The organism is Secundilactobacillus malefermentans DSM 5705 = KCTC 3548, from assembly GCF_001436395.1.
GTDB classification, from domain to species: domain Bacteria; phylum Bacillota; class Bacilli; order Lactobacillales; family Lactobacillaceae; genus Secundilactobacillus; species Secundilactobacillus malefermentans.
The window spans coordinates 21,426-45,474 of record NZ_AZGJ01000001.1; the positions used below are offsets into that span (position 1 = coordinate 21,426).

At 39.4% G+C, this 24,049-nt stretch carries 40 protein-coding genes; 39 read left to right on the plus strand and 1 reads right to left on the minus strand.

What is annotated here, in order from left to right; all coding sequences use genetic code 11:
• Positions 1-15 precede the first annotated feature (15 nt).
• Entirely contained in the window at positions 16-708 is a 693-nt protein-coding gene (locus FD44_RS10255; RefSeq protein ID WP_076621470.1) for a prepilin peptidase, read from the minus strand.
• A 240-nt stretch (positions 709-948) separates the two neighbouring features.
• Here FD44_RS10255 and rpsL point away from each other — a divergent pair, with 240 nt between their 5' ends.
• The 39 genes from rpsL (at position 949) to FD44_RS00290 (ending at position 24,012) form a co-directional block, all read left to right on the plus strand.
• Complete coding sequence (rpsL, locus tag FD44_RS00105) at positions 949-1,362, plus strand: 30S ribosomal protein S12 (RefSeq protein ID WP_010619585.1); 414 nt, start codon at positions 949-951, stop codon at positions 1,360-1,362.
• A 73-nt stretch (positions 1,363-1,435) separates the two neighbouring features.
• Entirely contained in the window at positions 1,436-1,906 is a 471-nt protein-coding gene (gene rpsG / locus FD44_RS00110; protein WP_010619586.1) for a 30S ribosomal protein S7, read from the plus strand.
• Between the two features lie 162 nt (positions 1,907-2,068).
• Complete coding sequence (fusA, locus tag FD44_RS00115; RefSeq protein ID WP_010619587.1) at positions 2,069-4,168, plus strand: elongation factor G; 2,100 nt, start codon at positions 2,069-2,071, stop codon at positions 4,166-4,168.
• A gap of 247 nt (positions 4,169-4,415) precedes the next feature.
• Positions 4,416-4,724 carry a 30S ribosomal protein S10 gene (gene rpsJ, locus FD44_RS00120; RefSeq protein ID WP_010619588.1) on the plus strand — a complete coding sequence of 103 codons (309 nt, stop codon included), beginning with the start codon at positions 4,416-4,418 and terminating at the stop codon, positions 4,722-4,724.
• 39 nt (positions 4,725-4,763) lie between these two features.
• The gene (gene rplC / locus FD44_RS00125) at positions 4,764-5,399 is read left to right on the plus strand and encodes a 50S ribosomal protein L3 (RefSeq protein ID WP_010619589.1); all 636 of its coding nucleotides are present in this window, start codon (positions 4,764-4,766) and stop codon (positions 5,397-5,399) included.
• Between the two features lie 18 nt (positions 5,400-5,417).
• A complete protein-coding gene (gene rplD, locus FD44_RS00130) occupies positions 5,418-6,041 on the plus strand; it encodes a 50S ribosomal protein L4 (RefSeq protein ID WP_010619590.1) in 624 nt (207 codons plus the stop codon).
• The gene (gene rplW, locus FD44_RS00135) at positions 6,041-6,328 is read left to right on the plus strand and encodes a 50S ribosomal protein L23 (RefSeq protein ID WP_010619591.1); all 288 of its coding nucleotides are present in this window, start codon (positions 6,041-6,043) and stop codon (positions 6,326-6,328) included. Before rplD ends, rplW begins: the two co-directional genes overlap by 1 nt.
• Positions 6,329-6,357: 29 nt before the next feature.
• Positions 6,358-7,194, plus strand: a complete 837-nt coding sequence (gene rplB / locus FD44_RS00140; RefSeq protein WP_010619592.1) for a 50S ribosomal protein L2 — start codon at positions 6,358-6,360, stop codon at positions 7,192-7,194.
• 49 nt (positions 7,195-7,243) lie between these two features.
• A complete protein-coding gene (gene rpsS / locus FD44_RS00145) occupies positions 7,244-7,522 on the plus strand; it encodes a 30S ribosomal protein S19 (protein ID WP_010619593.1) in 279 nt (92 codons plus the stop codon).
• Between the two features lie 16 nt (positions 7,523-7,538).
• Positions 7,539-7,886 (plus strand): 50S ribosomal protein L22, encoded by a 348-nt coding sequence (gene rplV / locus FD44_RS00150; protein ID WP_010619594.1) that lies wholly within the window; start codon positions 7,539-7,541, stop codon positions 7,884-7,886.
• A 12-nt stretch (positions 7,887-7,898) separates the two neighbouring features.
• Positions 7,899-8,573 carry a 30S ribosomal protein S3 gene (rpsC, locus tag FD44_RS00155; RefSeq protein WP_010619595.1) on the plus strand — a complete coding sequence of 225 codons (675 nt, stop codon included), beginning with the start codon at positions 7,899-7,901 and terminating at the stop codon, positions 8,571-8,573.
• Position 8,574: 1 nt separating this feature from the next.
• On the plus strand, positions 8,575-9,009 hold the full coding sequence (gene rplP / locus FD44_RS00160) for a 50S ribosomal protein L16 (RefSeq protein WP_010619596.1): 435 nt from the start codon (positions 8,575-8,577) through the stop codon (positions 9,007-9,009).
• Complete coding sequence (gene rpmC / locus FD44_RS00165) at positions 8,999-9,193, plus strand: 50S ribosomal protein L29 (protein ID WP_010619597.1); 195 nt, start codon at positions 8,999-9,001, stop codon at positions 9,191-9,193. The genes rplP and rpmC overlap by 11 nt, the downstream gene beginning before the upstream one ends.
• A 27-nt stretch (positions 9,194-9,220) precedes the next feature.
• Positions 9,221-9,487 carry a 30S ribosomal protein S17 gene (rpsQ, locus tag FD44_RS00170; RefSeq protein WP_010619598.1) on the plus strand — a complete coding sequence of 89 codons (267 nt, stop codon included), beginning with the start codon at positions 9,221-9,223 and terminating at the stop codon, positions 9,485-9,487.
• A 48-nt stretch (positions 9,488-9,535) separates the two neighbouring features.
• On the plus strand, positions 9,536-9,904 hold the full coding sequence (gene rplN / locus FD44_RS00175; protein WP_010619599.1) for a 50S ribosomal protein L14: 369 nt from the start codon (positions 9,536-9,538) through the stop codon (positions 9,902-9,904).
• 33 nt (positions 9,905-9,937) lie between these two features.
• On the plus strand, positions 9,938-10,246 hold the full coding sequence (rplX, locus tag FD44_RS00180; RefSeq protein WP_010619600.1) for a 50S ribosomal protein L24: 309 nt from the start codon (positions 9,938-9,940) through the stop codon (positions 10,244-10,246).
• Positions 10,247-10,274: 28 nt separating this feature from the next.
• The gene (rplE, locus tag FD44_RS00185) at positions 10,275-10,817 is read left to right on the plus strand and encodes a 50S ribosomal protein L5 (protein WP_010619601.1); all 543 of its coding nucleotides are present in this window, start codon (positions 10,275-10,277) and stop codon (positions 10,815-10,817) included.
• 16 nt (positions 10,818-10,833) lie between these two features.
• Entirely contained in the window at positions 10,834-11,019 is a 186-nt protein-coding gene (locus FD44_RS10260) for a type Z 30S ribosomal protein S14 (RefSeq protein ID WP_010619602.1), read from the plus strand.
• 32 nt (positions 11,020-11,051) lie between these two features.
• Positions 11,052-11,450 carry a 30S ribosomal protein S8 gene (rpsH, locus tag FD44_RS00190; protein WP_010619603.1) on the plus strand — a complete coding sequence of 133 codons (399 nt, stop codon included), beginning with the start codon at positions 11,052-11,054 and terminating at the stop codon, positions 11,448-11,450.
• A gap of 30 nt (positions 11,451-11,480) precedes the next feature.
• A complete protein-coding gene (rplF, locus tag FD44_RS00195) occupies positions 11,481-12,017 on the plus strand; it encodes a 50S ribosomal protein L6 (RefSeq protein WP_010619604.1) in 537 nt (178 codons plus the stop codon).
• A gap of 38 nt (positions 12,018-12,055) precedes the next feature.
• A complete protein-coding gene (gene rplR / locus FD44_RS00200; RefSeq protein WP_010619605.1) occupies positions 12,056-12,412 on the plus strand; it encodes a 50S ribosomal protein L18 in 357 nt (118 codons plus the stop codon).
• A gap of 20 nt (positions 12,413-12,432) precedes the next feature.
• A complete protein-coding gene (gene rpsE / locus FD44_RS00205; RefSeq protein WP_010619606.1) occupies positions 12,433-12,936 on the plus strand; it encodes a 30S ribosomal protein S5 in 504 nt (167 codons plus the stop codon).
• Between the two features lie 14 nt (positions 12,937-12,950).
• On the plus strand, positions 12,951-13,133 hold the full coding sequence (rpmD, locus tag FD44_RS00210) for a 50S ribosomal protein L30 (RefSeq protein WP_010619607.1): 183 nt from the start codon (positions 12,951-12,953) through the stop codon (positions 13,131-13,133).
• Between the two features lie 30 nt (positions 13,134-13,163).
• Positions 13,164-13,601 (plus strand): 50S ribosomal protein L15, encoded by a 438-nt coding sequence (rplO, locus tag FD44_RS00215; protein WP_010619608.1) that lies wholly within the window; start codon positions 13,164-13,166, stop codon positions 13,599-13,601.
• Entirely contained in the window at positions 13,601-14,914 is a 1,314-nt protein-coding gene (gene secY / locus FD44_RS00220) for a preprotein translocase subunit SecY (protein ID WP_010619609.1), read from the plus strand. Before rplO ends, secY begins: the two co-directional genes overlap by 1 nt.
• Positions 14,915-14,974: 60 nt before the next feature.
• On the plus strand, positions 14,975-15,634 hold the full coding sequence (locus FD44_RS00225) for an adenylate kinase (RefSeq protein WP_010619610.1): 660 nt from the start codon (positions 14,975-14,977) through the stop codon (positions 15,632-15,634).
• A 137-nt stretch (positions 15,635-15,771) separates the two neighbouring features.
• Complete coding sequence (gene infA / locus FD44_RS00230) at positions 15,772-16,005, plus strand: translation initiation factor IF-1 (RefSeq protein ID WP_439645441.1); 234 nt, start codon at positions 15,772-15,774, stop codon at positions 16,003-16,005.
• 40 nt (positions 16,006-16,045) lie between these two features.
• Positions 16,046-16,165, plus strand: a complete 120-nt coding sequence (gene rpmJ / locus FD44_RS00235) for a 50S ribosomal protein L36 (protein WP_010619612.1) — start codon at positions 16,046-16,048, stop codon at positions 16,163-16,165.
• Positions 16,166-16,191: 26 nt separating this feature from the next.
• On the plus strand, positions 16,192-16,557 hold the full coding sequence (rpsM, locus tag FD44_RS00240; protein WP_010619613.1) for a 30S ribosomal protein S13: 366 nt from the start codon (positions 16,192-16,194) through the stop codon (positions 16,555-16,557).
• Between the two features lie 30 nt (positions 16,558-16,587).
• On the plus strand, positions 16,588-16,977 hold the full coding sequence (gene rpsK, locus FD44_RS00245; RefSeq protein ID WP_010619614.1) for a 30S ribosomal protein S11: 390 nt from the start codon (positions 16,588-16,590) through the stop codon (positions 16,975-16,977).
• Between the two features lie 89 nt (positions 16,978-17,066).
• A complete protein-coding gene (locus tag FD44_RS00250) occupies positions 17,067-18,017 on the plus strand; it encodes a DNA-directed RNA polymerase subunit alpha (protein WP_010619615.1) in 951 nt (316 codons plus the stop codon).
• Between the two features lie 23 nt (positions 18,018-18,040).
• On the plus strand, positions 18,041-18,424 hold the full coding sequence (gene rplQ / locus FD44_RS00255; RefSeq protein ID WP_010619616.1) for a 50S ribosomal protein L17: 384 nt from the start codon (positions 18,041-18,043) through the stop codon (positions 18,422-18,424).
• 233 nt (positions 18,425-18,657) lie between these two features.
• On the plus strand, positions 18,658-19,491 hold the full coding sequence (locus FD44_RS00260) for an energy-coupling factor ABC transporter ATP-binding protein (protein ID WP_033445207.1): 834 nt from the start codon (positions 18,658-18,660) through the stop codon (positions 19,489-19,491).
• Positions 19,467-20,345, plus strand: a complete 879-nt coding sequence (locus FD44_RS00265) for an energy-coupling factor ABC transporter ATP-binding protein (protein WP_029327526.1) — start codon at positions 19,467-19,469, stop codon at positions 20,343-20,345. Before FD44_RS00260 ends, FD44_RS00265 begins: the two co-directional genes overlap by 25 nt.
• Entirely contained in the window at positions 20,338-21,132 is a 795-nt protein-coding gene (locus FD44_RS00270) for an energy-coupling factor transporter transmembrane component T family protein (RefSeq protein WP_010619619.1), read from the plus strand. Before FD44_RS00265 ends, FD44_RS00270 begins: the two co-directional genes overlap by 8 nt.
• A 14-nt stretch (positions 21,133-21,146) precedes the next feature.
• Entirely contained in the window at positions 21,147-21,947 is an 801-nt protein-coding gene (gene truA, locus FD44_RS00275) for a tRNA pseudouridine(38-40) synthase TruA (protein WP_033445204.1), read from the plus strand.
• A 138-nt stretch (positions 21,948-22,085) separates the two neighbouring features.
• Complete coding sequence (rplM, locus tag FD44_RS00280; protein ID WP_010619621.1) at positions 22,086-22,529, plus strand: 50S ribosomal protein L13; 444 nt, start codon at positions 22,086-22,088, stop codon at positions 22,527-22,529.
• Positions 22,530-22,542: 13 nt separating this feature from the next.
• Positions 22,543-22,935, plus strand: coding sequence for a 30S ribosomal protein S9 (rpsI, locus tag FD44_RS00285; protein ID WP_010619622.1), 393 nt, complete (start codon positions 22,543-22,545; stop codon positions 22,933-22,935).
• A 342-nt stretch (positions 22,936-23,277) separates the two neighbouring features.
• Complete coding sequence (locus tag FD44_RS00290) at positions 23,278-24,012, plus strand: C40 family peptidase (RefSeq protein WP_010619623.1); 735 nt, start codon at positions 23,278-23,280, stop codon at positions 24,010-24,012.
• Positions 24,013-24,049: the final 37 nt, after the last annotated feature.

Sequence of the window (24,049 nt, forward strand, 5' to 3'; positions counted from 1 at the left end):
TCCTAGATGCTTTTTTTAGTGGAGAAAAATATTGAACAAAATATATGAAGCCGTCAAATGAGGGATAAACGGAATTTTTGGATTAGTGGAATAGAATTTGAAATGAACGAGGGCAGATAAACAAGCGATTAAGATAATGCTCGTTGTTAACGTTAGTCCGTCAATCCAAAAGATGATGAACATGATGTCGATATCAGCTCCACCCATTTGAGAGATATACTTGCCAAATGGCTGAAAGATGAGCCAAGCAATGAGGAGAGCGAGAAATAGGCCTAGCTGGAATGACGTGAAAAGATTGTAAAGAGATGAGTTAATAAATAATATCGCGAGTAACCAAGTTGGAACCATCATCGAATCACAATCAAAGAGACTAAGCGCTAGCAGTAGAAACATGGAACTAGTTAAAAATAAGTTAGCAAGACTAAACGGAAAAGTTATCATTGCAGATGAAATAACGCCACCAGAGAACTCGATAAGGAACGATCGGAATCCAATTGGGTTGTAGCAGCTTCGACAACGGCCATGACAGTAGAGATACCCGAAGATTGGAGTGAGTTCCAACGGTGTTAACTTCTTTAAGCATGCGACACAATGAGATGGTGGGAAAACGATGGATTCTTGGCGGGAAAGTCTGTCTACTGTTGCATATATAAAAGAAGACATGGCGCTTCCAAAAATAAAAAGCAAAAAACGTAAATAGAATATCAAATAATCACCTCATTGATAAAATACGAAAAGGAATCGTTGATGTATTATTGACACACTTTAAATGCCGTGGTATTCTTTTAAAGGTGCTTTTTGTAGATAGGTTCCTGCATTATGCAGTCATGCTGACTGAAAACATTGCACATTAATTGAAACACGCAGGTCTTTTATTTTTGTTTTGAAATGAACCGCCTGGATGTGTGGACTTAAAATCATATACGGAAAAGAAAGGAGGACTCTTAGATGCCTACAATTAACCAATTGGTTCGTAAAGGTCGTAAATCTAGAAGTTCTAAATCAAATGCCCCAGCTTTAAACTTTGGGTATAACAGTTACAAGAAGAAGCAAGTTTCAAATCCAGCCCCACAAAAACGTGGTGTTGCTACTCGTGTTGGAACGATGACACCAAAGAAGCCTAACTCAGCTTTACGTAAGTATGCTCGTGTCCGTCTTTCTAACTTAATTGAAGTAACTGCATATATTCCTGGTATTGGTCACAACTTGCAAGAACATAGTGTTGTTTTAATTCGTGGTGGCCGTGTTAAGGATTTACCTGGTGTACGTTATCACGTTATCCGTGGTGCTTTAGATACTGCCGGTGTTGAAGATCGTCGTCAAAGCCGTTCTAAGTATGGTACCAAGAAGCCTAAGGAATAAATTAAATTAAAATGACCTGAAGTGCATTGCGAAGACGATGACTTCAGTCGATTGATACGAGGAGGATATATAGATGCCAAGAAAAGGAAACGTACAAAAACGTGAAGTCCTTCCTGATCCAATTTACAATTCAAAGATGGTTACTCGTTTGATTAACCACTTGATGATGGATGGACGTCGTGGAACTGCATCACAAATTTTATATGGTGCATTTGACTTAATCAAGAAGGAAACAAACAATGACCCCGTTGAAGTGTTCGATGAGGCTATGAAGAATGTTATGCCAGTATTGGAAGTTAAAGCTCGCCGTGTTGGTGGTTCTAACTACCAAGTTCCTATTGAAGTTCGACCGGATCGTCGTTCAACATTGGCTTTACGTTGGATTGTTAACTACTCACGTTCACGTGGAGAGCATACAATGACTGAACGTTTAGGTCGCGAAATCATGGATGCTGCAAATAACACAGGTGCTTCTGTTAAGAAGCGTGAAGACACGCATAAAATGGCAGATGCTAACCGTGCCTTTGCTCACTATCGTTGGTAAAATCAGCCTCGATGTCGTAGTAAAGTACCAGGGATGTTTCTTCATTTAATGCAATAAGCATAACTGGAAGATTACGAAAATTGAGGGAGATGGCTATAGCAATCATGGTATGGCCATCTTTTTTAACAAAGTTAATTAATTGAGAGGAGTTACACACTTAACATGGCTAATACACGAGCATTTCCGCTAGAAAAAACACGGAATATCGGAATTATGGCACATATCGATGCCGGTAAGACGACAACTACTGAACGTATTTTGTACTACACTGGTAAAATTCATAAAATTGGTGAAACCCATGATGGTGCTTCACAAATGGACTGGATGGCCCAAGAACAAGAACGTGGTATTACGATCACCTCAGCTGCTACAACAGCTGAATGGAAGGGTCACCGAGTTAACATTATCGATACCCCAGGTCACGTTGACTTTACTGTTGAAGTTGAACGTTCACTTCGAGTATTAGATGGTGCTATCGCCGTTCTTGATGCGCAAGCAGGTGTTGAACCTCAAACTGAAACAGTTTGGCGTCAGGCTTCTGACTACAACGTTCCCCGTATCGTTTTCGTTAACAAGATGGATAAGATTGGTGCAGACTTTGACTTTTCTGTAAGATCAATTGGTGACCGTTTACAAGCTAATGCACATGCTGTGCAAATGCCAATCGGTGCCGAAGATAACTTCGAAGGTGTCATTGATCTTATCGAAATGAAGGCTGACCTTTATGACGAAGATGAATTAGGAACTGAATGGGACACAGTTGATGTTCCTGATGACTATAAAGAAGAAGCACAAAAACGTCGCGATTCACTTGTTGAAGCAGTTGCTGACGTTGATGATGACATCATGGAGAAGTATCTTGAAGGTACTGAAATTACAAATGATGAACTCAAAGCTGCTATTCGTAAGGCAACACTTGATCTTGAATTCTTCCCAGTGTTAGCTGGTTCAGCATTCAAGAACAAAGGTGTTCAAATGATGATGGATGCGGTTATTGATTACTTACCATCACCATTGGATGTTCGTCCATACAATGCCACTGATCCAGCAACTGACGAAGCAATCGAGCTTCGTGCTGATGATGATGCTAGCTTTGCTGCATTAGCATTTAAGGTTGCAACCGACCCATTCGTTGGTCGTTTAACTTATATTCGTGTTTACCAAGGTTCACTAGAATCTGGTTCATACGTTTTAAACGCAACCAAGGACAAGCGTGAGCGTGTTGGTCGTTTACTTCAAATGCATTCAAATCACCGTCAAGAGATTCCTGAAGTATTCTCAGGTGATATTGCAGCTGCTATTGGTTTGAAGAACACAACAACTGGTGACTCACTTACTAGTGTTGACCGTCCTCTTCATCTTGAATCAATGGAATTCCCTGACCCAGTTATTCAGGTTGCCGTTGAACCTAAGACGAAAGCCGATCAGGATAAGATGAACAACGCTTTACAAAAGCTATCTGAAGAAGATCCTACATTTAAAGCTGAAACTAACCCTGAAACTGGCGAAACTTTGATTGCTGGTATGGGAGAACTTCATTTGGACATTATCATTGACCGTATGAAACGTGAATTTAAGGTTGAAGCGACTGTTGGTGCTCCTCAAGTTGCCTATCGTGAAGCATTTACGAAAGCTGCTTCTGCACAAGGTAAATTCGTTCGTCAATCAGGTGGTAAAGGTCAATATGGTGACGTTTGGATTGAATTTACACCAAATGAAGCTGGTAAAGGATTTGAATTCGAAGACGCTATTGTCGGTGGTGTTGTGCCACGTGAATTTATTCCATCAGTTGAACAAGGTTTGAAGGAGTCATTGGCAAATGGTGTTCTTGCTGGATATCCAGTTGTTGATGTTAAGGCTAAGCTATATGATGGTAGTTACCATGATGTCGATTCAAGTGAAGCAGCGTTTAAGGTTGCTGCATCAATGTCATTACGTAACGCATCTAAAAAGGCTGCACCAGTTATCTTGGAACCAATCATGAAAGTTGATATCGTCGTTCCTGAAGAGTACATGGGTGACATTATGGGTCAAGTTACCGCTCGTCGTGGACGTGTTGAAGGTATGGAAGATCGTGGAAATGCTAAGCAAATCCATTCATATGTTCCTCTATCTGAAATGTTCGGTTACGCAACGACTCTTCGTTCAGCATCACAAGGACGTGGTACATTTACCATGGCCTTCGATCACTACGAAGCAGTACCAAAGAGTATCCAAGCTGATATTATTAAGAAAAATGGTGGCACACCAGCTGCTGAATAATAAAATAATCTAGAAAAATTTTGAATATTAAAATTAATAGTAGATTATAGCGAAAAGTCCTTGCATAAAGGGCTTTTTTTTTGTACCATGTACTAGTGCTGGTTTTTACAGGATAATACTATCTGTCGGCATATTCATAGCGTTGATGTGGAAGGTTGCGACACACCCGGCCGCTTTGCCATAGGGTGTGGCGGTAATTTTCACGGAGTTAGTCTTATTTTTCAAAATAGACGAAGGAGGGAACACAATGGCAAAACAAAAAATTCGTATTCGTTTGAAAGCGTACGAACACCGTATTTTGGATCAATCAGCGGATAAAATCGTTGAAACAGCAAAGAGAACTGGTGCCACAATTTCTGGCCCAATTCCATTGCCAACTGAGAGAACCATTTATACCGTTTTACGTTCACCACATAAGTTTAAGAAGTCACGTGAACAGTTCGAAATGCGTACTCACAAGCGTTTAATCGATATTGTTAATCCAACACCAAAGACAGTTGACTCATTAATGAAGCTCGACTTGCCAAGTGGTGTAGATATCGAAATCAAATTATAATTTTCAAAAAAATAAATACAATATATCGGAGGTGTACTCATGACCAGAAAAGGAATCTTAGGTAGAAAAGTCGGTATGACGCAAGTGTTTACTCAAAACGGAGAGTTAGTTCCAGTTACAGTAGTTGAAGCAACTCCAAACGTTGTTTTACAAGTTAAGACAATGGAAAACGATGGCTACGAAGCTGTACAACTTGGTTTCTCAGACAAACGCGATGTGTTAAGCAACAAACCGGAACAAGGTCATGTAGCAAAAGCAAAAACGGCTCCTAAGCGCTTCATTCGTGAAATCAAAAATGTTGAGCTGGGAGATTACAAGGTAGCAGATGAAATTAAAGTTGATATCTTCAACGAAGGCGAATATGTTGACGTAACGGGTACAACTAAGGGTCATGGATACCAAGGTAACGTTCATAAGGATGGACAAAGCCGTGGACCAGAAACCCACGGTTCTCGTTATCACCGTCGTCCAGGTTCATTAGGTGCCATCATTAACCGTGTATTCCCAGGAATGAAGTTACCAGGTCGTATGGGTAACAACACAGTTACTGTTCAAAACTTAAAGATTGTTCGTGCAGACACAGATAACAACGTATTGTTAATTAAGGGTAACGTCCCCGGTGCTAACAAGTCGTTTGTTGAAGTGAAGAGTGCGATTCGCGCACCAAAAAAATAAGAAAGGAGGAGAATATAAATGACTAGCGTAACCTTATTCAAGCAGAATGGTTCTGAAAATGGCAACATTGATTTGAGTGATGCAATTTTCGGAATAGAACCAAATGACAACGTCGTATTCGATGCCGTTTTGATGCAACGTGCTTCACTCCGTCAAGGAACTCATGCAGTTAAAAACCGTAGTGCAGTTCGTGGTGGTGGTAAGAAGCCATGGCGTCAAAAGGGAACCGGCCGAGCTCGTCAAGGCTCAACAAGATCGCCACAATGGGTTGGTGGTGGTACAGTCTTCGGACCTACTCCTCGCTCATACCGTTATCACTTACCACGTAAAGTTTCTCGTTTAGCTTTGAAGTCAGTATTATCACAAAAGGTCTTGGATTCAAGCTTTGTGGTTGTTGATGAATTAAGCTTCAAGGAACCAAAAACAAAGGAATTTTCAAATGTTTTAGCAGGTCTTAAATTAGACACTAAGACATTAGTAGTACTTGAGGATGGCAATGATAATGCCGCACTTGCAGCTCGTAATTTAAGCAACGTAAAGGTAATTGGCGCCGATGGCGTTAATGTTCTTGACGTAATAAATAGCGACAAAGTGGTCATTACTAAAACTGCCCTCTCTCAAGTAGAGGAGGTGCTCGCATAATGGAATCACGCGATATTATTTTACGCCCAGTTGTTACTGAAGCATCTACTGCTTTATTTGATGACAAGCGTTATACGTTCGACGTTGATGTACGGGCAACCAAAACACAAGTCAAAAAAGCCGTTGAGGATATTTTTGATGTTAAAGTTGTCAAAGTTAATATTATGAATGTTAAAGGCAAGTTAAAGCGCCAAGGTCGTTACGAAGGCTATACTAAGAAGCGTCGTAAGGCTATTGTCACTTTATCTTCCGATTCAAAAGAAATTCAATTATTCGCCGAAGAATAAGCGAAAATTTATTTTAGGAGGAAAACAACGTGGCGCTAAAAGTATATAAACCAACTAGTAATGGCCGTCGAAATATGACTAGTCTTGATTACAGTCAAGTAATCACTAAGTCAAAGCCCGAAAAGTCATTATTAGAGTCAAAGAGCCATACTGCAGGACGTAACAATTATGGTCACATGACTGTTCGTCACCGTGGTGGCGGTAACAAAACGAAGTACCGTATTATTGATTTCAAGCGTACCAAGGATAACGTGCCAGCAACAGTAAAGGGAATTGAGTATGACCCAAATCGTACTGCAAATATCGCCTTACTTGTTTATGCTGATGGTATCAAGACATACATCCTCGCTCCAAAGGGCTTAAAGGTTGGAGATAAGGTTGCATCAGGTACTGATGTTGATATTAAGATTGGTAATGCATTGCCATTGCAAAACATTCCAGTTGGTACAACGATCCATAATATCGAATTGAAGCCTGGTAAGGGTGGACAACTTGTTCGTTCTGCTGGTGCATCTGCACAGCTATTAGGTAAGGAAGGCAAATATGCCCTTGTACGTTTAACTTCTGGCGAAGTTCGTATGATCTTATCTGTTAACCGTGCAACAATCGGTGTTGTTGGAAATGAAGAACATGAGCTAGTTAACATAGGTAAAGCTGGACGTAACCGTTGGGTTGGTAAGAGACCACATACTCGTGGATCTGTAATGAACCCTAATGATCACCCTCATGGTGGTGGTGAAGGTAAAGCTCCAATCGGTCGTCCATCACCTCTTTCTCCATGGGGTAAGAAGACCATTGGTAAGAAGACGCGTTCTAAGAGAGCTCGTTCAGAGAACTTCATTGTGCGTCATCGTAAGAGTAAATAAAGCAACCGCCTATTGAATGAATAACCATAAATGAAGAGGAGGTTTCATAATGGGTCGTAGTTTAAAAAAGGGACCTTTTGCCGATCAACATCTTTTAAAGAAGATTGAGGCGCAAAAGGACCAAGATAAAAAGTCTGTTATAAAGACTTGGTCTCGTCGTTCTACTATCTTCCCAAGCTTCATTGGCTATACGATCGCCGTTTACGATGGTCGTAAAAATGTCCCTGTCTTCATTCAAGAAGACATGGTCGGTCATAAGCTTGGCGAATTCGTACCAACTCGTACATTCCGAGGACATGGTACCGATGATAAGAAGACGCAGGTATAAATAAGGAGGATAACCAATGGCTGAACAAGTTACATCAGCAAAAGCAACGGCGAAAACAGTTCGTATTGCCGCTCGTAAGGTCCGCCTTGTAGTTGATCTTATCAGAGGTAAAAGCGTAGCTGAAGCAATTTCAATTTTGAAATTCACACCACGTGGTGGCTCGCCAATTGTAGAAAAAGTATTAATGTCAGCAGTAGCAAATGCTGAAAATAATTTCGACTTAGATCGCCAAGATTTAGTTGTTAGTGAAGTTTTTGTAAATGAAGGTCCTACTCTTAAGAGATTCCGTCCTAGAGCAAAGGGTTCTGCTTCACCAATCAACAAGCGGACAAGTCATATCACTGTAGTCGTATCTGAAAAATAGGAGGGATAACGCGTGGGTCAGAAGATTAATCCTACCGGATTACGAGTTGGAATCATCCGTGACTGGGAAGCAAAATGGTACGCTGAAAAAGATTTTGCTACTTATTTACGTGAAGATCTCAGAATCCGAAAATATATCGAAAAAAGACTTGCCGATGCATCCGTCTCAACAGTTGAAATTGAACGTGCTGCAAATCGCGTAAACGTTTCAATTCATACTGCAAAACCAGGAATGGTTATCGGTAAGGGTGGATCAGAAGTTGAAAATCTCCGTAAGGAATTAAACAACTTAACTGGTAAAAAAGTTCATATCAATATTATTGAAATCAAGAAGCCTGATTTGGATGCTAAATTAGTTGGAGAAAACATTGCTCGTCAACTTGAGGGTCGTGTTGCTTTCCGTCGTGCTATGAAACAATCAATGCAAAGAAGTATGCGTTCTGGTGCTAAAGGAATTAAGACACAGGTTGCTGGCCGTTTAAATGGTGCAGATATGTCTCGTGTCGAATCATATTCAGATGGTACTGTTCCGTTGCATACTCTTCGTGCTGATATTGATTACGCATGGGTAGAGGCACATACAACCTACGGTGCTTTGGGTGTAAAGACCTGGATTTATCGTGGTGAAATTCTTCCTGAAAAGCGTCATGCAGATCAAGGAAATACTTCAGAAAAAGGAGGGAAATAGCATGCTAGTACCTAAGCGAGTTAAACACCGTCGTGAACATCGCGGAAAGCTTCGTGGTCGTGCGAAGGGTGGCCGTTCGGTTGCTTTTGGTGATTACGGTTTGCAGTCATTAGATTCAAGTTGGATTACCAACCGACAAATTGAAGCTGCCCGTGTTGCTATGACGCGTTACATGAAGCGTGGTGGGAAAGTTTGGATTAAGATTTTCCCTCATAAGTCTTACACTGAAAAAGGTGTTGGAGTACGTATGGGTAATGGTAAAGGTACTCCAGCAGGTTGGGTTGCTCCAGTTAAGTATGGTAAGGTATTGTTTGAAGTGGGCGGCGTCTCTGAAGAGGTTGCACATGAAGCATTACGCTTAGCTGCTATGAAGCTTCCCGTTCGTACTAAAGTTATTGCACGTGAGGAAGTAGGTGGCGAATTAAATGAAGGCTAAAGAGATTAATGAATTAACCACTGCTGAAATGATTGACAAAGAAAAGTCATACAAGGATGAGTTGTTCAACCTTCGATTCCAATTGGCTACTGGTCAACTAGAAAATACAGCTAGACTAAAGCAAGTACGTAAGAACATTGCACGTATCAAAACTGCTTTACGTCAACAAGAATTAAGTAAGTAGAATACGATAAAAAGGAGGTACTAATACATGAGTGAAGCTCGTAATGATCGTAAGGTATATAGAGGCCGTGTTGTTTCTGACAAGATGGATAAAACCATTTCGGTAGCTGTTGAAACTACAAAAACACATGCTACCTATGGCAAACGTATTAAATATACCAAAAAGTATAAAGCTCACGATGAGAATAACGAAGCTAAAACAGGTGATATCGTGGAAATTATGGAGACTCGTCCATTATCTGCAACAAAGCGTTTCCGCCTTATTAACATTGTTGAAAAATCAGTTATTATCTAAGTGTCGTTTATCGTATTCTGATTTGGAAATGAAAGGAGGACACTAGCTGTGATCCAACAAGAGAGTCGTTTAAAGGTTGCTGATAACTCAGGTGCCCGTGAAATCTTAACTATTAAAGTTCTCGGTGGTTCAAAGCGTCGTTACGCCGGAATTGGTGATGTAATTGTTGCAACTGTTAAACAAGCAACACCAGGTGGCGTTGTAAAGAAGGGTGACGTTGTTAAAGCGGTCATCGTTCGTACTAAGTCACGTGTAAGACGTGTCGATGGATCTTATATCCGTTTCGACGAAAATGCTGCTGTTTTAATTCGTGACGATAAGAGCCCTCAAGGTACTCGTATCTTTGGCCCTGTCGCTCGTGAATTACGTGATAACGATTATATGAAGATCGTTTCCTTAGCCCCAGAAGTGCTATAAATCACCATTGGAAGACAGGAGGTGCTCAATAGAATGTTCATTAAAACTGGTGACAAAGTTCGTGTAATCAGCGGAAAAGATAAGGGTAAAGAAGGTACTGTTACCAAGACTCTATCTGCAAAGAATCGTGTTGTCGTTGAAGGTATTAACAAAATTAAGAAACATCAAAAGGCTACCCAATCAACTCCACAAGGTGGAATTATTGAAAAGGAAGCACCTATTCAAGTTTCTAACGTTATGTTAATTGATCCATCAAACAATGAACCAACAAAGGTTGGATTTAGAGTTGAAGATGGTAATAAAGTTAGATTTGGTAAAAAATCAGGAAAGACAATCGATTAATTTCTACTGAAAGGAGGATATTTTATCCATGCCAAGCAGATTGGAAGAAAAGTACAAAAATGAAATCACACCAGCAATGGTTGAAAAGTTCAGTTATAAGTCAATTATGCAAGCACCTAAGATTGATAAAATCGTTTTAAACATGGGTGTCGGTGACGCTGTTACAAATGCAAAAAATTTGGATGAAGCAGTTGCCGAGCTTACTTTGATTTCAGGTCAAAAGCCATTAGTTACAAAAGCAAAGAAGTCTATTGCTGGTTTCCGTCTTCGTGAAGGAAATGCTATTGGTGCTAAAGTTACCTTACGTGGTCAACGTATGTATGAATTCTTGGACAAGTTGGTAAATGTATCATTACCTCGAGTTAGAGATTTTCATGGTGTAAGCAACCGCGCCTTCGACGGCCGTGGTAACTATACATTAGGTGTTAGGGAACAATTGATTTTCCCTGAAATTGATTACGATAATGTTAACCGAGTTCGTGGCTTAGACATCGTTATTGTTACAACTGCACAAAGTGACGAAGAGTCCCGTGAACTATTAACACAATTCGGAATGCCATTTGCTAAATAAATAAGGAGGTTCCACATTGGCTAAAAAATCATTGATTGTAAAAAGTCAGCGTCCTGCTAAGTTCTCGACACAGAATTATACCCGTTGTGAACGATGTGGACGTCCACATTCAGTTTATCAAAAATTCCATTTATGCCGTATTTGCTTACGAGAATTAGCTCACAAGGGCCAAATTCCTGGTATGAAGAAAGCTAGTTGGTAAAAAAAACCTACTAAAAAGGAGGGTAAAACTAAATGTCAATGACTGACCCAATTGCAGATTTCTTGACTAGAATTCGTAACGCGAACATGGTTCGCCACGAATCACTTGAAGTTCCTGCATCAAAAATTAAAAAAGATATTGCTGAAATCTTGAAACGTGAAGGTTTTGTACGCGATGTTGAATATATCGATGATGACAAACAAGGTCTCATTCGTGTATTCCTTAAATACGGTCGTGAAAACGATCGAGTAATTTCTGGATTAAAGAGAATCTCAAAGCCTGGTTTACGTTCATATGTCAAAGCTGACGCTGTTCCACGTGTGCTTAATGGTTTAGGTATCGCAATCATTTCAACTTCTGAAGGTGTAATGACCGATAAAGAAGCACGTGCAAAGAAGATCGGTGGAGAAGTATTAGCTTACATCTGGTAAAAATTTTAGAAGATAGGAGGTGCCCCTTAAATGAGTCGTATTGGATATAAAACAGTTGTTGTTCCAGCTGGCGTTGAAGTAAAACGTGATGGTGATGATGTAACAGTTAAAGGACCAAAAGGTTCACTTACAAGAACATTTTCTCCAGTTATCGAAATGAAAATTGGCGATGGCGAAGTTAACTTTGATCGTAGTGATAACAACAATAAAACTCGTGCTCTTCACGGAACGATGCGCGCAAACCTTAACAACATGGTTGAGGGTGTTACACAAGGTTTTAGTAAGAATCTAAAACTTGTTGGTGTTGGTTACCGTGCTCAGTTAAAGGGTAAAACGTTAACGTTAAGTGTCGGTTATTCAAATCCTGTCGAAATGACAGTTAGCGACAACTTAAAAGTTGAAGTTCCCGATAACACAACTATTAATATTAGTGGTATCAGTAAACAAGAAGTTGGTGACTTTGCTGCCGAAGTTCGTGCAGTTCGTTCACCAGAACCATATAAGGGTAAGGGTATTCGTTATGCAAACGAACACATTACACTTAAAGAAGGTAAAACAGGTAAATAAAGCAGCTTAGCTGTTAATTAATTAAAGAGGTGACTATTTTGATTACTAAACCAGATAAGAATAAAACACGTCAAAAGCGTCATATGCGTGTTCGAAATAAAATTTCTGGTACTGCAGAGCGCCCACGCTTAAATGTATTCCGCTCAAACAAAAACATCTACGCTCAAATTATTGATGACGTAGCGGGTGTGACGCTAGTCAGTGCCTCTACTCTAGACGACGAAGTTAAAGATGGTAATAAGTCAGAACAAGCCGCAACGGTTGGTTCACTTATTGCAAAACGAGCTTCAGAGAAGAAGATTAAGAATGTCGTTTTCGATCGTGGCGGATATTTATATCATGGCCGTGTTAAAGAATTGGCTGAACAAGCTAGAGAAAACGGATTAGAATTTTAAAAAAGGAGGAATACCCGCACATGGCTAAGTTTATCGATCCCGAAAAATTGGATCTTGAAGATAATGTCGTTTCAATCAACCGAATTACAAAGGTTGTTAAAGGTGGACGTCGTTTGCGCTTTGCTGCTTTAGTTGTCGTCGGCGATCATAAAGGTCACGTTGGCTTTGGTACTGGAAAAGCTCAAGAAGTTCCAGAAGCTATTCGTAAGGCTGTTGAAGCTGCAAACAAGAACCTTATTGAAGTACCAATCGTTGGTACAACAATTCCTCATGAAATCATTGGAACTTATGATGGTGGCCGAATTCTTTTGAAGCCAGCTGAAGAAGGTTCTGGTGTTGCTGCAGGTGGTGCAGTTCGTGCCGTCATGGAACTTGCAGGAGTTGATGATGTAACTAGTAAGCGACTTGGTTCTGATACACCAATCAACGCTGTTCGTGCTACCTTTGAAGGACTTAAAAATTTAAAGAGTGCTGCAGAAGTCGCAGAGTTGCGTGGCGTTTCAGTTCAGCATCTAGCTGAGTAAGGAGGAGTTAAAGGATGGCAGATTTAAAAGTAACTTTAATTCATAGTGTTGCCCACCGTCTCCCCAAGCAACGAAAAATCGTTGAAGCTCTTGGTTTAAAACGTGTAAACCACACCGTTGTTTTAAAAAATAATGATGCAGTACGTGGTGCACTATTCAAGGTTGCACACTTAATTAAAGTAGAAGAAATTAAATAATAATTTATCAAGTTAGGAGGTGCTAAATTCATGAAATTGAACGAATTGCAAGCATCTGAGGGATCTAGAACTTTACGAACTCGTAAGGGTCGCGGTCGTTCAGCAGGCAAAGGTAAGACTTCAGGTCGTGGCCAAAAAGGGCAAAAAGCTCGTAGCAAGACACGTTTAGGTTTTGAAGGTGGACAAATGCCACTTTACCGTCGTATTCCAAAACGTGGATTTACTAACATTGGTCGTAAAGAATATGCGATTGTCAACGTTGCTACTTTAGAGGAACGTTTTGATGATGGTGCAGAAATTACACCAACTGTATTAGTTGAATCAGGCGTTATTAAGAATGAATTAAATGGTATTAAGATCTTGGGTGAAGGTGAATTAACCAAGAAGTTCACTGTTAAAGCAAGTAAATTTTCAAAGACTGCTGTTACAGCAATCGAGTCTGCTGGCGGTAAAACTGAGGTGATTTAATGCTTTCAACACTTGGAAACGCATTTAAAGTTAAGGATATTCGTAAGAAAATTCTCTTTACACTATTTGTTTTGATAGTATTTCGAATTGGTGCATATATTACTGTACCAGGAATTAATGCGAAAGCACTTCAAAGCGTCGCGTCTTCTGGATTAGTGAGCATTCTAAATACCTTTAGTGGTGGCGGATTAACCAATTATTCCATTTTTGCAATGGGAGTTTCACCTTATATTACTGCCCAAATTGTTATTCAATTACTTCAAATGGATATTGTTCCAAGATTTGTCGAATGGAGTAAGCAAGGTGAAGTTGGCCGTCGAAAGCTAAATCAAGCAACGAGATATTTAACAATTGTGCTTGCGTTTGTGCAGTCTATTGGTATTACTGCAGGGTTTAATACTTTAAGTAGTTTGAATCTTGTTGAAAATCCAGGTGTAAGAACGTACGCAACCATTGGTTTAATCTTAACGGGTGGAACCATGTTAACAACTTGGCTTGGTGACATGATCACTGATAAGGGATTAGGCAATGGTGTTTCAATGATCATTTTTGCTGGTATTATTGCTCGTATTCCAACTGGGGTACATCAAGTCTATCAACAATATTTCGTAAATGCTTCAAAGGGAACAATGTGGCAAAGTGTCATTTTTGTGATTGCTTTGATTATCATTGTTCTACTTATAGTTACTTTCGTAACCTGGGTTCAACAAGCGGATAGAAAGATACCGATTCAATATACTAGGCGTGTTTCTGGATCACCGGATAGTAGTTATCTACCGTTGAAGGTTAACGTTGCTGGAGTTATTCCGGTTATCTTTGCCAGTTCGTTTATAGCAACTCCACAAGCAGTTTTAGGAGTCTTTGCTAATAATCATTCTGAAGATACCTGGTATAAAGTCTTGACAAGTGTTTTCAATATGCAATCGACTGATGGAGCTATACTTTATACGGTTCTCATTATCTTGTTTACATTCTTTTATGCATTCGTTCAGGTTAACCCTGAAAAATTGTCTGAGAATTTACAAAAGCAGGGTAGTTATATTCCCGGCGTTTGGCCAGGAAAAGAAACGCAAAGTTACGTTTCAAGTCTGTTGATGCGACTGAGTACTGTGGGTTCGTTATTCTTAGGGTTGGTTGCTTTAATTCCTTTATTAGCACAAAACATCTGGGGTCTTGATGAATCGATTGGCTTGGGAGGCACGAGCCTACTAATTGTTGTAGGTGTCGCTATCCAAACCATTCAACAAATCGAAGGTTTAATGATGAAGCGTCAATATGTTGGATTTATCCAAGGCAGCCGTCCTACTGAATAAATAGTATTCAGTACGTAAATGCTTTAATTGCAATTTGAAATATTAGTTAGGAGAATTCTTATGGCAACTCTTAATCTCGTTTTGATGGGTCTTCCTGGCGCCGGTAAAGGCACGCAAGCTCAAAAAATTGTTGATGATTTTAACATTGTTCATATTTCCACCGGAGATATTTTTAGAAGCGCAATGAAGAATAAAACGACAATGGGTTTGAAAGCTCAAGCTTTTATTGACAAAGGTGAATTGGTTCCGGATGAAGTTACTGATGGCATTGTTAAAGAACGATTAAGTAAAGATGATGTAAATGATGGCTATATGTTGGATGGCTATCCAAGAAATTTGGAACAAGCCGACGCATTAGAATCGATTTCATCCGAACTGAAACGTGATGTGAATGCTGTTATTAACATCCATGTTGATCCAGAAGTTTTAGTTAAAAGGCTTTCTGGTAGATTTATCTGTAAGACTTGTGGTGCGACTTATCACAAGATTTACCATCTTCCTAAAGTCGAAGGCACTTGTGATGTCTGTGGTGGTCATGATTTCTACCAACGTGATGATGATAAACCCGAAACTGTTAAAAATCGCATGAATGTGAATGTCAAAATGAACACTCCGTTAGTTGATTTTTATGAAGAAAAAGGTTTGTTGTACACAGTAAATGGTGAACAATATATCGATAAAGTCTACAAAGAAATAAAACAGATTTTGAGTAACCTGTAATTTGTAGTCCGTTCTGTTACTATAGAGCTGGAATCTTGCTTCATAGCAGGAGTTATGGTATTATTACTCGGATTATTGTTTATTTATTGACTCGCAAGAGTTCAATTTAAATAACGACACAGCGTACCAAGGTATCAATGAAGGAGGTACATTTTGTGGCTAAAGATGTCATCGAAGTTGAAGGCAAAGTCACTGAAACGTTACCTAATGCGATGTTTAGAGTTGAATTAGAAAATGGACATGAGATATTAGCACATGTTTCAGGTAAAATACGTATGCATTACATCCGTATTTTACCTGGAGATCGTGTGACTGTTGAAATGTCTCCATATGATTTAACAAAGGGCCGTATTACTTATCGTTTCAAGTAATTTTTAGACCTCGTACTGTTTAATTTAGGAGGAATTTTTCATGAAAGTAAGACCATCTGTTAAAAAGATGTGTGATCATTGCAAAGTGATCAAACGACATGGTCGAGTTATGGTAATTTGCTCAGCCAATCCAAAGCATAAGCAACGACAAGGTAAATAATTTATTAAATTGGAGGTGTATGTTTAATGGCTCGTATTGCTGGAGTTGACTTACCACGAGATAAGCGAATTGTTATTGGCTTAACTTATATTTTTGGTATCGGTCAAAAAACCTCAGAAAAGATTCTTACTGAGGCTGGAGTTTCAGAAGATGTTCGTGTTCGCGATTTAACTCCCGATCAAGAGGATAAGATTCGTACTGCTATTGACAGTTATCCTGTCGAAGGTGACTTACGTCGAGAAGTTAGTATGAATATCAAACGTCTCCAAGAAATTGGATCTTATCGTGGAATGAGGCATCGTCGTGGTTTGCCAGTTCGTGGACAACACACGAAGAATAATGCCAGAACCCGTAAAGGTAAATCCGTTTCTGTTGCAGGACGTAAGAAATAATAAAACTATAGAAGGAGGTTTAGACTTTTTATGCCTACGAAGAAAAATTCACGTAAACGTCGTACAAAAAAGAATATTGAGTCTGGTGTAGCACATATCCACTCAACTTTTAATAATACGTTAGTTATGATTACTGATGTTCAAGGGAATGCTGTTGCATGGTCATCAGCTGGTGCCCTTGGATTTAAAGGTAGTCGAAAATCTACTCCATTTGCTGCTCAAATGGCTGCTGAGGCAGCTACAAAGGCTTCAATGGAGCATGGTATGAAGTCTGTAGAAGTTGCAGTTAAAGGTCCTGGTTCTGGTCGTGAAGCTGCAATTCGTGCACTTCAAGCTACTGGACTAGAAGTTACTGCAATTCGTGACGTTACTCCAGTTCCTCATAATGGTTCTCGTCCTCCGAAGCGCCGTCGAGTTTAGCATGAAGTTATTCTTTGATGGGGGTAAACTTCATGAGGAGATTGACTTTATTGTTACTAAACGCGGTTTGAAAGGGGTAAAAGATAAGAATGATTGAATTTGAAAAGCCTAATATTCACAAGATTGATGAATCCGATAATTACGGTAAGTTTGTCGTTGAACCTTTAGAGAGGGGATACGGTACAACACTTGGCAACTCACTACGTCGTATTTTATTATCTTCCTTACCAGGAGCAGCAGTGACTAGTATTCAAATTGATGGTGTTTTACATGAATTCTCCTCAATTGAGGGAATTGTGGAAGACGTTACTCAGATTATTTTGAATGTAAAGAAGATTTCATTGAAGCTCGAAGGTGCGGATGACGAAGTTGAAACGCTTGAGGTTAACGTAAAGGGTCCAGCACAAGTAACCGCTGGTGATATCACAGCTGATAGTGATGTAACTGTTTTAAATCCAGATCTTTACATTGCAACAGTTGCAGAAGGCGCTACTTTCCATATGCGAATGACTGCAAATAAGGGTCGCGGGTATGTTTCCGCTGATCAAAATAAGGTCAGAGATGAGGATATGCCAATTGGTGTCTTACCGATTGATTCAATCTATACCCCAATTGAACGTGTTAACTACCAAGTAGAAAATACACGTGTTGGACACAAATCAGATTATGATAAGTTAACGCTTGATGTTTGGACTGATGGTTCAATTAATCCTAGTGAGTCTATTAGTTTAGCTGCCAAGATTTTAATGGAACATCTAGACATGTTTGTCAACTTAACTGATGAAGCCAAGAATGCGGAAATTATGGTTGAAAAAGAAGAGACACACAAAGAGAAAATGCTTGAGATGACTATTGAAGAGCTTGATCTTTCTGTTCGTTCTTACAACTGTTTGAAACGTGCTGGAATTAACACTGTCCAGGAATTAAATGATAAATCTGAGGCAGATATGATGAAGGTTCGTAATCTTGGTCGTAAATCATTAGAAGAAGTAAAAGCAAAGTTGGCAGATCTAGGTTTGTCTTTGCGTAAAGAAGACTAACAAATAAAGGAGGGTATCTATTCATGAGTTACCGGAAATTACAACGTACTAGTTCACAACGGCGTGCATTGCTTCGTGATCTTACTACTGATCTTTTAGTTAATGGTCAAATTAAGACCACAGAAGCTCGCGCTAAAGAAGTTCGTTCAACTACCGATAAAATGATTACACTTGGCAAGCGTGGCGATTTACACGCACGTAGACAAGCTGCTTCATTTGTACGCGATGTTGTTGCGGATGTAAACGAAGATGGCGATGATATTAAAGTAACGACTGCATTACAAAAGCTTTTTGGTGAATTAGCACCAAAATATGCAGACCGTAATGGTGGTTATACACGTATCTTGAAGACCATGCCTCGTCGTGGAGACGGAGCACAAATGGTTGTTTTACAACTGGTTGATTAATTAGTTAAACAGCTTACTTGTAATACGGTTATTTATGAAATCACTCAAATTTAGGTATAGAGCGTTATGATGATGGAATCTTCTTCCGAGTCTAGCTTGAATGGGGATCATCCTCGCACCTACTTTTGTAAGTGATTTTTTTTTGCAATTATACGAATTAATAGGTTTGCACTTAAAATATTGGTATAATTGCAAAAGAATATATTCATACTTTCATGAACGGACTTGGTGACATGGGAATTATTGACGTGAATCATTTAAAATTTAAATATTCAGAGGAACTACCTGAAATATTAAAAGATATTACATTTAATGTGCAACAGGGAGAATGGCTAGCTATTGTTGGTCATAACGGCAGTGGTAAAAGTACTTTAGCTAAACTTGTTGATGGTCTGCTGGAACCTGAGAGTGGCGAAATTAAAATTTTGGGTGAAACATTAACTGATAATAATGTTTGGCAGTTACGTGAAAATATTGGCTTAGTATTTCAAAATCCCGACAATCAATTTGTTGGAGCAACAGTTGCAGATGATGTTGCATTTGGTATGGAAAATCGAGCCTTTAAGAGAGAAACTATGCAGAGTCGGGTCAAAGATGCATTAAGTCAGGTTGGTATGACTGGGTTTGAAGCTAGAGAGCCAGGCTCATTATCTGGTGGTCAAAAACAACGAGTCGCTATTGCTGGTATAATTGCGGTTTTACCAAAAATCCTTATATTGGATGAGGCAACCAGTATGTTAGATCCAAAGGGCAGAGAAGAAATTTTAAAAATCATTCGGAAACTTAAAGACGAACATGATCTAACGGTTATTTCGATAACTCACGATATTGAAGAGGCTTCTCATGCAAATCGGGTTCTTGTCATTAATGATGGAGTCATAGTTGAAGAGGGCACACCGGAAAATATTTTTGAAAAAGAAAATGAATTACTGAATATTGGTTTAGATATTCCGTATTCAGCACGGCTAAAGCGTTCTCTCAAGGCATTAGGGGTGAGCGTACCGGATGGCTACTTGAATGATAAGGAGATGTCAGACTGGCTATGTCAATCACGTTTAACAAAGTAAATTACTTTTATCAAATGAACTCACCGTTTCAGCATCAAGCCTTACATGATATTAACCTTGAAATTAAAGATCATTCATTTACTGCAATCATTGGTCATACTGGAAGTGGAAAATCGACACTTGTACAACAAATGAATGCACTATTGAAGCCAAGCACAGGTTTCATTGATGTTGATGGGAGACAAATTACAGCTGATACAAGTAATAAAAATTTAAAAGTATTGCGACAGCACGTGGGAATGGTTTTTCAATTTCCAGAAAATAAACTTTTCGAAGAAACTGTCAAAAAAGACGTGATGTTTGGTCCATTAAATTTTGGAATGGGCGAAGCGAAGGCTGAAGCTCAGGCAATCAAATTAGTGAAAGAAGTAGGGCTAGACAGCGATATTTTGGAGAGATCGCCATTCGAATTATCCGGAGGTCAAATGAGGAGGGTTGCAATAGCAGGTGTTTTAGCTTCTGATCCTCAAACCCTCATTTTAGACGAACCAACGGCTGGTTTAGATCCTCGTGGTCGAAATGAAATTATGGAACTGGTGCAGAAACTACATCAGGAACAGGGAAAAACAATTATTTTGGTAACCCATCAAATGGAAGATGTCGCTAAATACGCTGATCAAGTCATTGTGATGGATGAGGGTCAAGTTGAAAAGATTGGATCACCACAAGAAGTATTTAGTAATATTGAATGGCTTCAGAAACATCATTTGGAATTACCGCAAACAACTCAATTTGCAATTTCTATGCAAAAAAAGGGGTTCTCTTTTCCTGATCACTTGCCTTTAAATGAAGATGAACTTGCAATTGAGTTGGCAAAACAGATTGACGTAGAGGGGAGCGGCGAGCTTGGATAAATTTATTTTTGGTCGCTTCATTCCTGGAGAATCCTGGGTTCACAAAATGGATCCGCGCGCTAAACTATTAATTAGTTTTTTCTTTATATTGTTGGTTTTTTTTGCTAACAATGTGATGAGTTATGTGCTAGTTTTCGCCGTTTTGATTTCTTCAATTTTACTGTCAGGAGTCTCCCTTGGATTTTTTATCAAGGGAATTCGCCCACTACTCTGGCTAATGGTGTTCACCGTTATTATTCAGATTTTATTTGGCGCTGGTGGCCATGTTTATTGGTCGTGGGGGTGGATATCAATCACGCAGCAAGGTGTTATCAGCGCGGTTTATATTCTTTTGAGGTTTTTAGCAATTATTATGATGTCTACCCTTTTAACTTTAACGACGCAGCCGCTACAAATTGCAGATGGGGTGGAAGAGTTACTGAAGCCACTAAAAAAGATTCATTTTCCTGTTGAAACGCTGGCGCTAATGCTTTCTTTAGCATTAAGATTTGTGCCAACCTTAATGGATGAAGCGACTAAAATTATGGATGCACAGCGCGCTCGAGGCGTGGATTTTGGAAGCGGTGGAGTAAAGCAACAAGTAAAAACGGTGGTTCCACTATTAATTCCATTATTTGTGAGTGCCTTTAATCGTGCCTCTGACATTGCCATTGCAATGGAGGCCCGAGGCTATAAGGACGGACTAAATCGAACAAAATATAGAGAATTAAGATGGCGAAAACAAGATTCAATCAGTGGGCTCATTTATGTTGTGGCAGGTGTCGTTTTACTATTTATTAGAAATTAGAAACGAGGAAGTTCATGGGAGTACGTTACAAAATAATATTGGCATATGATGGTACAAACTTTGCTGGTTTTCAACGGCAACCGAATACTAGAACCGTTGAAGGTGAATTAACTAAAGTAGTAAATATGATGGCAAAAAAGCCTCAGCCACCACTTCAAGTGTATGGTTCAGGTAGAACAGATGCAGGAGTCCATGCATTGGGGCAGGTCGTCCATTTTGATTTTCCATTTGATATTGAAGCTGATAATATGAGAAAAGGCTTGAATAGCATGTTAGCAGTCGATATGGAAGTGTTACGTGTCGAAAAGGTTTCAAGCACTTTTCATGCTCGATATGATGTCTCGGGAAAACGATATATGTATCGGATTGATTTGGGCGAATTTAGAAATCCGTTTAAACGAAATTATTGTGGTCATTGGAAATTTCCATTTGATATTGAAAAGATTGAATTAGCATTGGGGGATCTCATTGGCGAACACGATTTTACAAGTTTTGTCGCCTCTGGGTCAACGACTAGAAGCAATGTTAGGACAATTTATGAAGCGACAGTTAAGCAAAATAAAGATGATAATGAACTTATTTTTGAGTTCTATGGAAACGGGTTTTTATATAACCAAATCCGAATCATGGTTGGGGTCCTAATTGAAATTGGATCTGGAACTAGACCGGTGCATGATATTCAGCGACTTTATGAGCTTGGCGACAGAAGAAATGCCAGACGAACGGTTTCTGCGAGTGGATTATATTTAAAGCATGTTTATTATGAGGGAGAAGATCCTGAGCATCCGACCAAGTTACCAAAATATCAAAGGTAGATTGAGCTAAAATGTTAGAAATTTTCATTGACTTTATGGTGAATTATTTGTATCATTGTAGCTGGTATTGTTTGCCCCACGATAAGCCCCGGAAACTTGTTAGGTGTCAAACAAACACAGAATATGGAGGAATTTAACGTGCGTACAACATATATGGCTAAATCAGGTGACGTAGATCGCAAATGGTATGTAGTAGACGCAACAGATATCCCATTGGGACGTCTTTCAACAGTTGTGGCTTCTATCTTACGCGGCAAAAATAAACCAACGTTCACCCCTAATGTGGATACAGGTGATAACGTAATAGTTATTAATGCAGAAAAGGTGGCTTTAACTGGTAAGAAAGCTACTGGTAAGATTTACTACCATCATACGAACCATCCTGGTGGTTTAAAGCAACGCACCGCTGGTGATTTTAGAGCAAAGGAACCTGAGAAGTTAATTGAAACTTCTGTTAAGGGAATGCTTCCTCATACTTCATTAGGTCACCAAATCGGCATGAAGCTTCACGTTTATGCAGGAACTGAACATAAGCATGAAGCACAAAAACCAGAAGCTTTGGACATTACGAACCTAATCTAAGGAGGAAACTGAATTGGCTCAAGTACAATATCGCGGCACAGGCCGTCGTAAAAACTCAGTAGCACGAGTACGTTTAGTACCTGGTACTGGTAAAATCATCATGAACAACAAAGATATCACTGAATACATCCCATTCGGTAACTTGCGTGAAGTTGTCGTTCAACCATTTAACGTTACTGAAACGTTAGGTAACTACGACACACTTGTTAACGTCAATGGTGGTGGATTCTCAGGTCAAGCTGGCGCTACCCGTCATGGTATCGCCCGTGCATTACTTGAAGTAGATCCAGATTTTCGTGGACCACTAAAGCGTGCAGGTCTCTTGACTCGTGATGCTCGTATGAAAGAACGTAAGAAGCCGGGTCTTAAGAAAGCTCGTAAGGCAGGACAATTCTCAAAGCGTTAATATTAATAATCTATCAATGCTTGAAAGCACTTCACAAATTTGTGGAGTGTTTTTTGGTTTCAGTCAGAAACTTACTATCAGCTTACTTTGAAAAGATTAAGTTTTTCAAAGTAAGGATAATATCGAAAGAAATGTTACATTTGGTCATTTTCGGTAATACTTTAAGAAAGCGTCAATCCTGTTTGTATAAAGGGCTGACGTCTTTTCTTTAATGTCAATTTACAATTTTCCGAGAATCATGTGACAAATAACACTATTTTCAAAATTTGACATTTTTAGGTAAATATTCTGACACTCTTTAAGCGTAATATGATCTGCATAAACTAAAAGAGGAAGTGCTTGATGATGCATCACATAAGTAAGTTGAAATTAAGTATTATTGCAATCCTAAGTGTCCTATTTTTTATGGTAAGCATGACGGTTAAGGCGGACGCCGCCACCACTGAAGTTAGTGAAAGTAGCATGACTGCAACCGCCTATGTTCGTCGTTCAAGTACCGGATGGATGTATGATCTTTCAGTAAAAGATAAACAGGTGACATTTGGCGCCAAAACGCATTATTTATCAAATTATCCAAACACGACTTGGATGGTTACCAAAAAGATGTACGTAAAGAAATCTGACGGAGTGACATATCTCTATTATTACGTGACAAACGTGTCAGGAAGCGTGCATGGTTGGATTTGGCATGGCTATTTGAAGGCTGGAGCTTCCTATGAAACCCTGTACGGTGTAGCAAAAGCTCAATTAGGCAAACCATATAGTTATGGTGGAAATGGACCGAGTGCTTTTGATTGCTCTGGACTTACCTCGTACGTTTTTAAGAAGGCCATGAATAAGACGCTAGTACGAACTGCTCAGTCTCAATATAATACGTATCAGCATGTAAGTAGTTCGAATATTAAAAAGGGTGATTTAGTTTTCTTCGGCTCTTCTAAGTCAAGCGTGACCCATACAGGTATTTACATAGGAAGTGGGAAGATGCTAGATGCGCAAAATAATGGCGTTATCACTGAAAAAATTGCAGCACCTTGGTGGAACCTTGTGGGATACGCGAGACCAGCAACCATTTCGTAATTAAAATAGAAAGCGTGATAATTTATGATATCCAGTG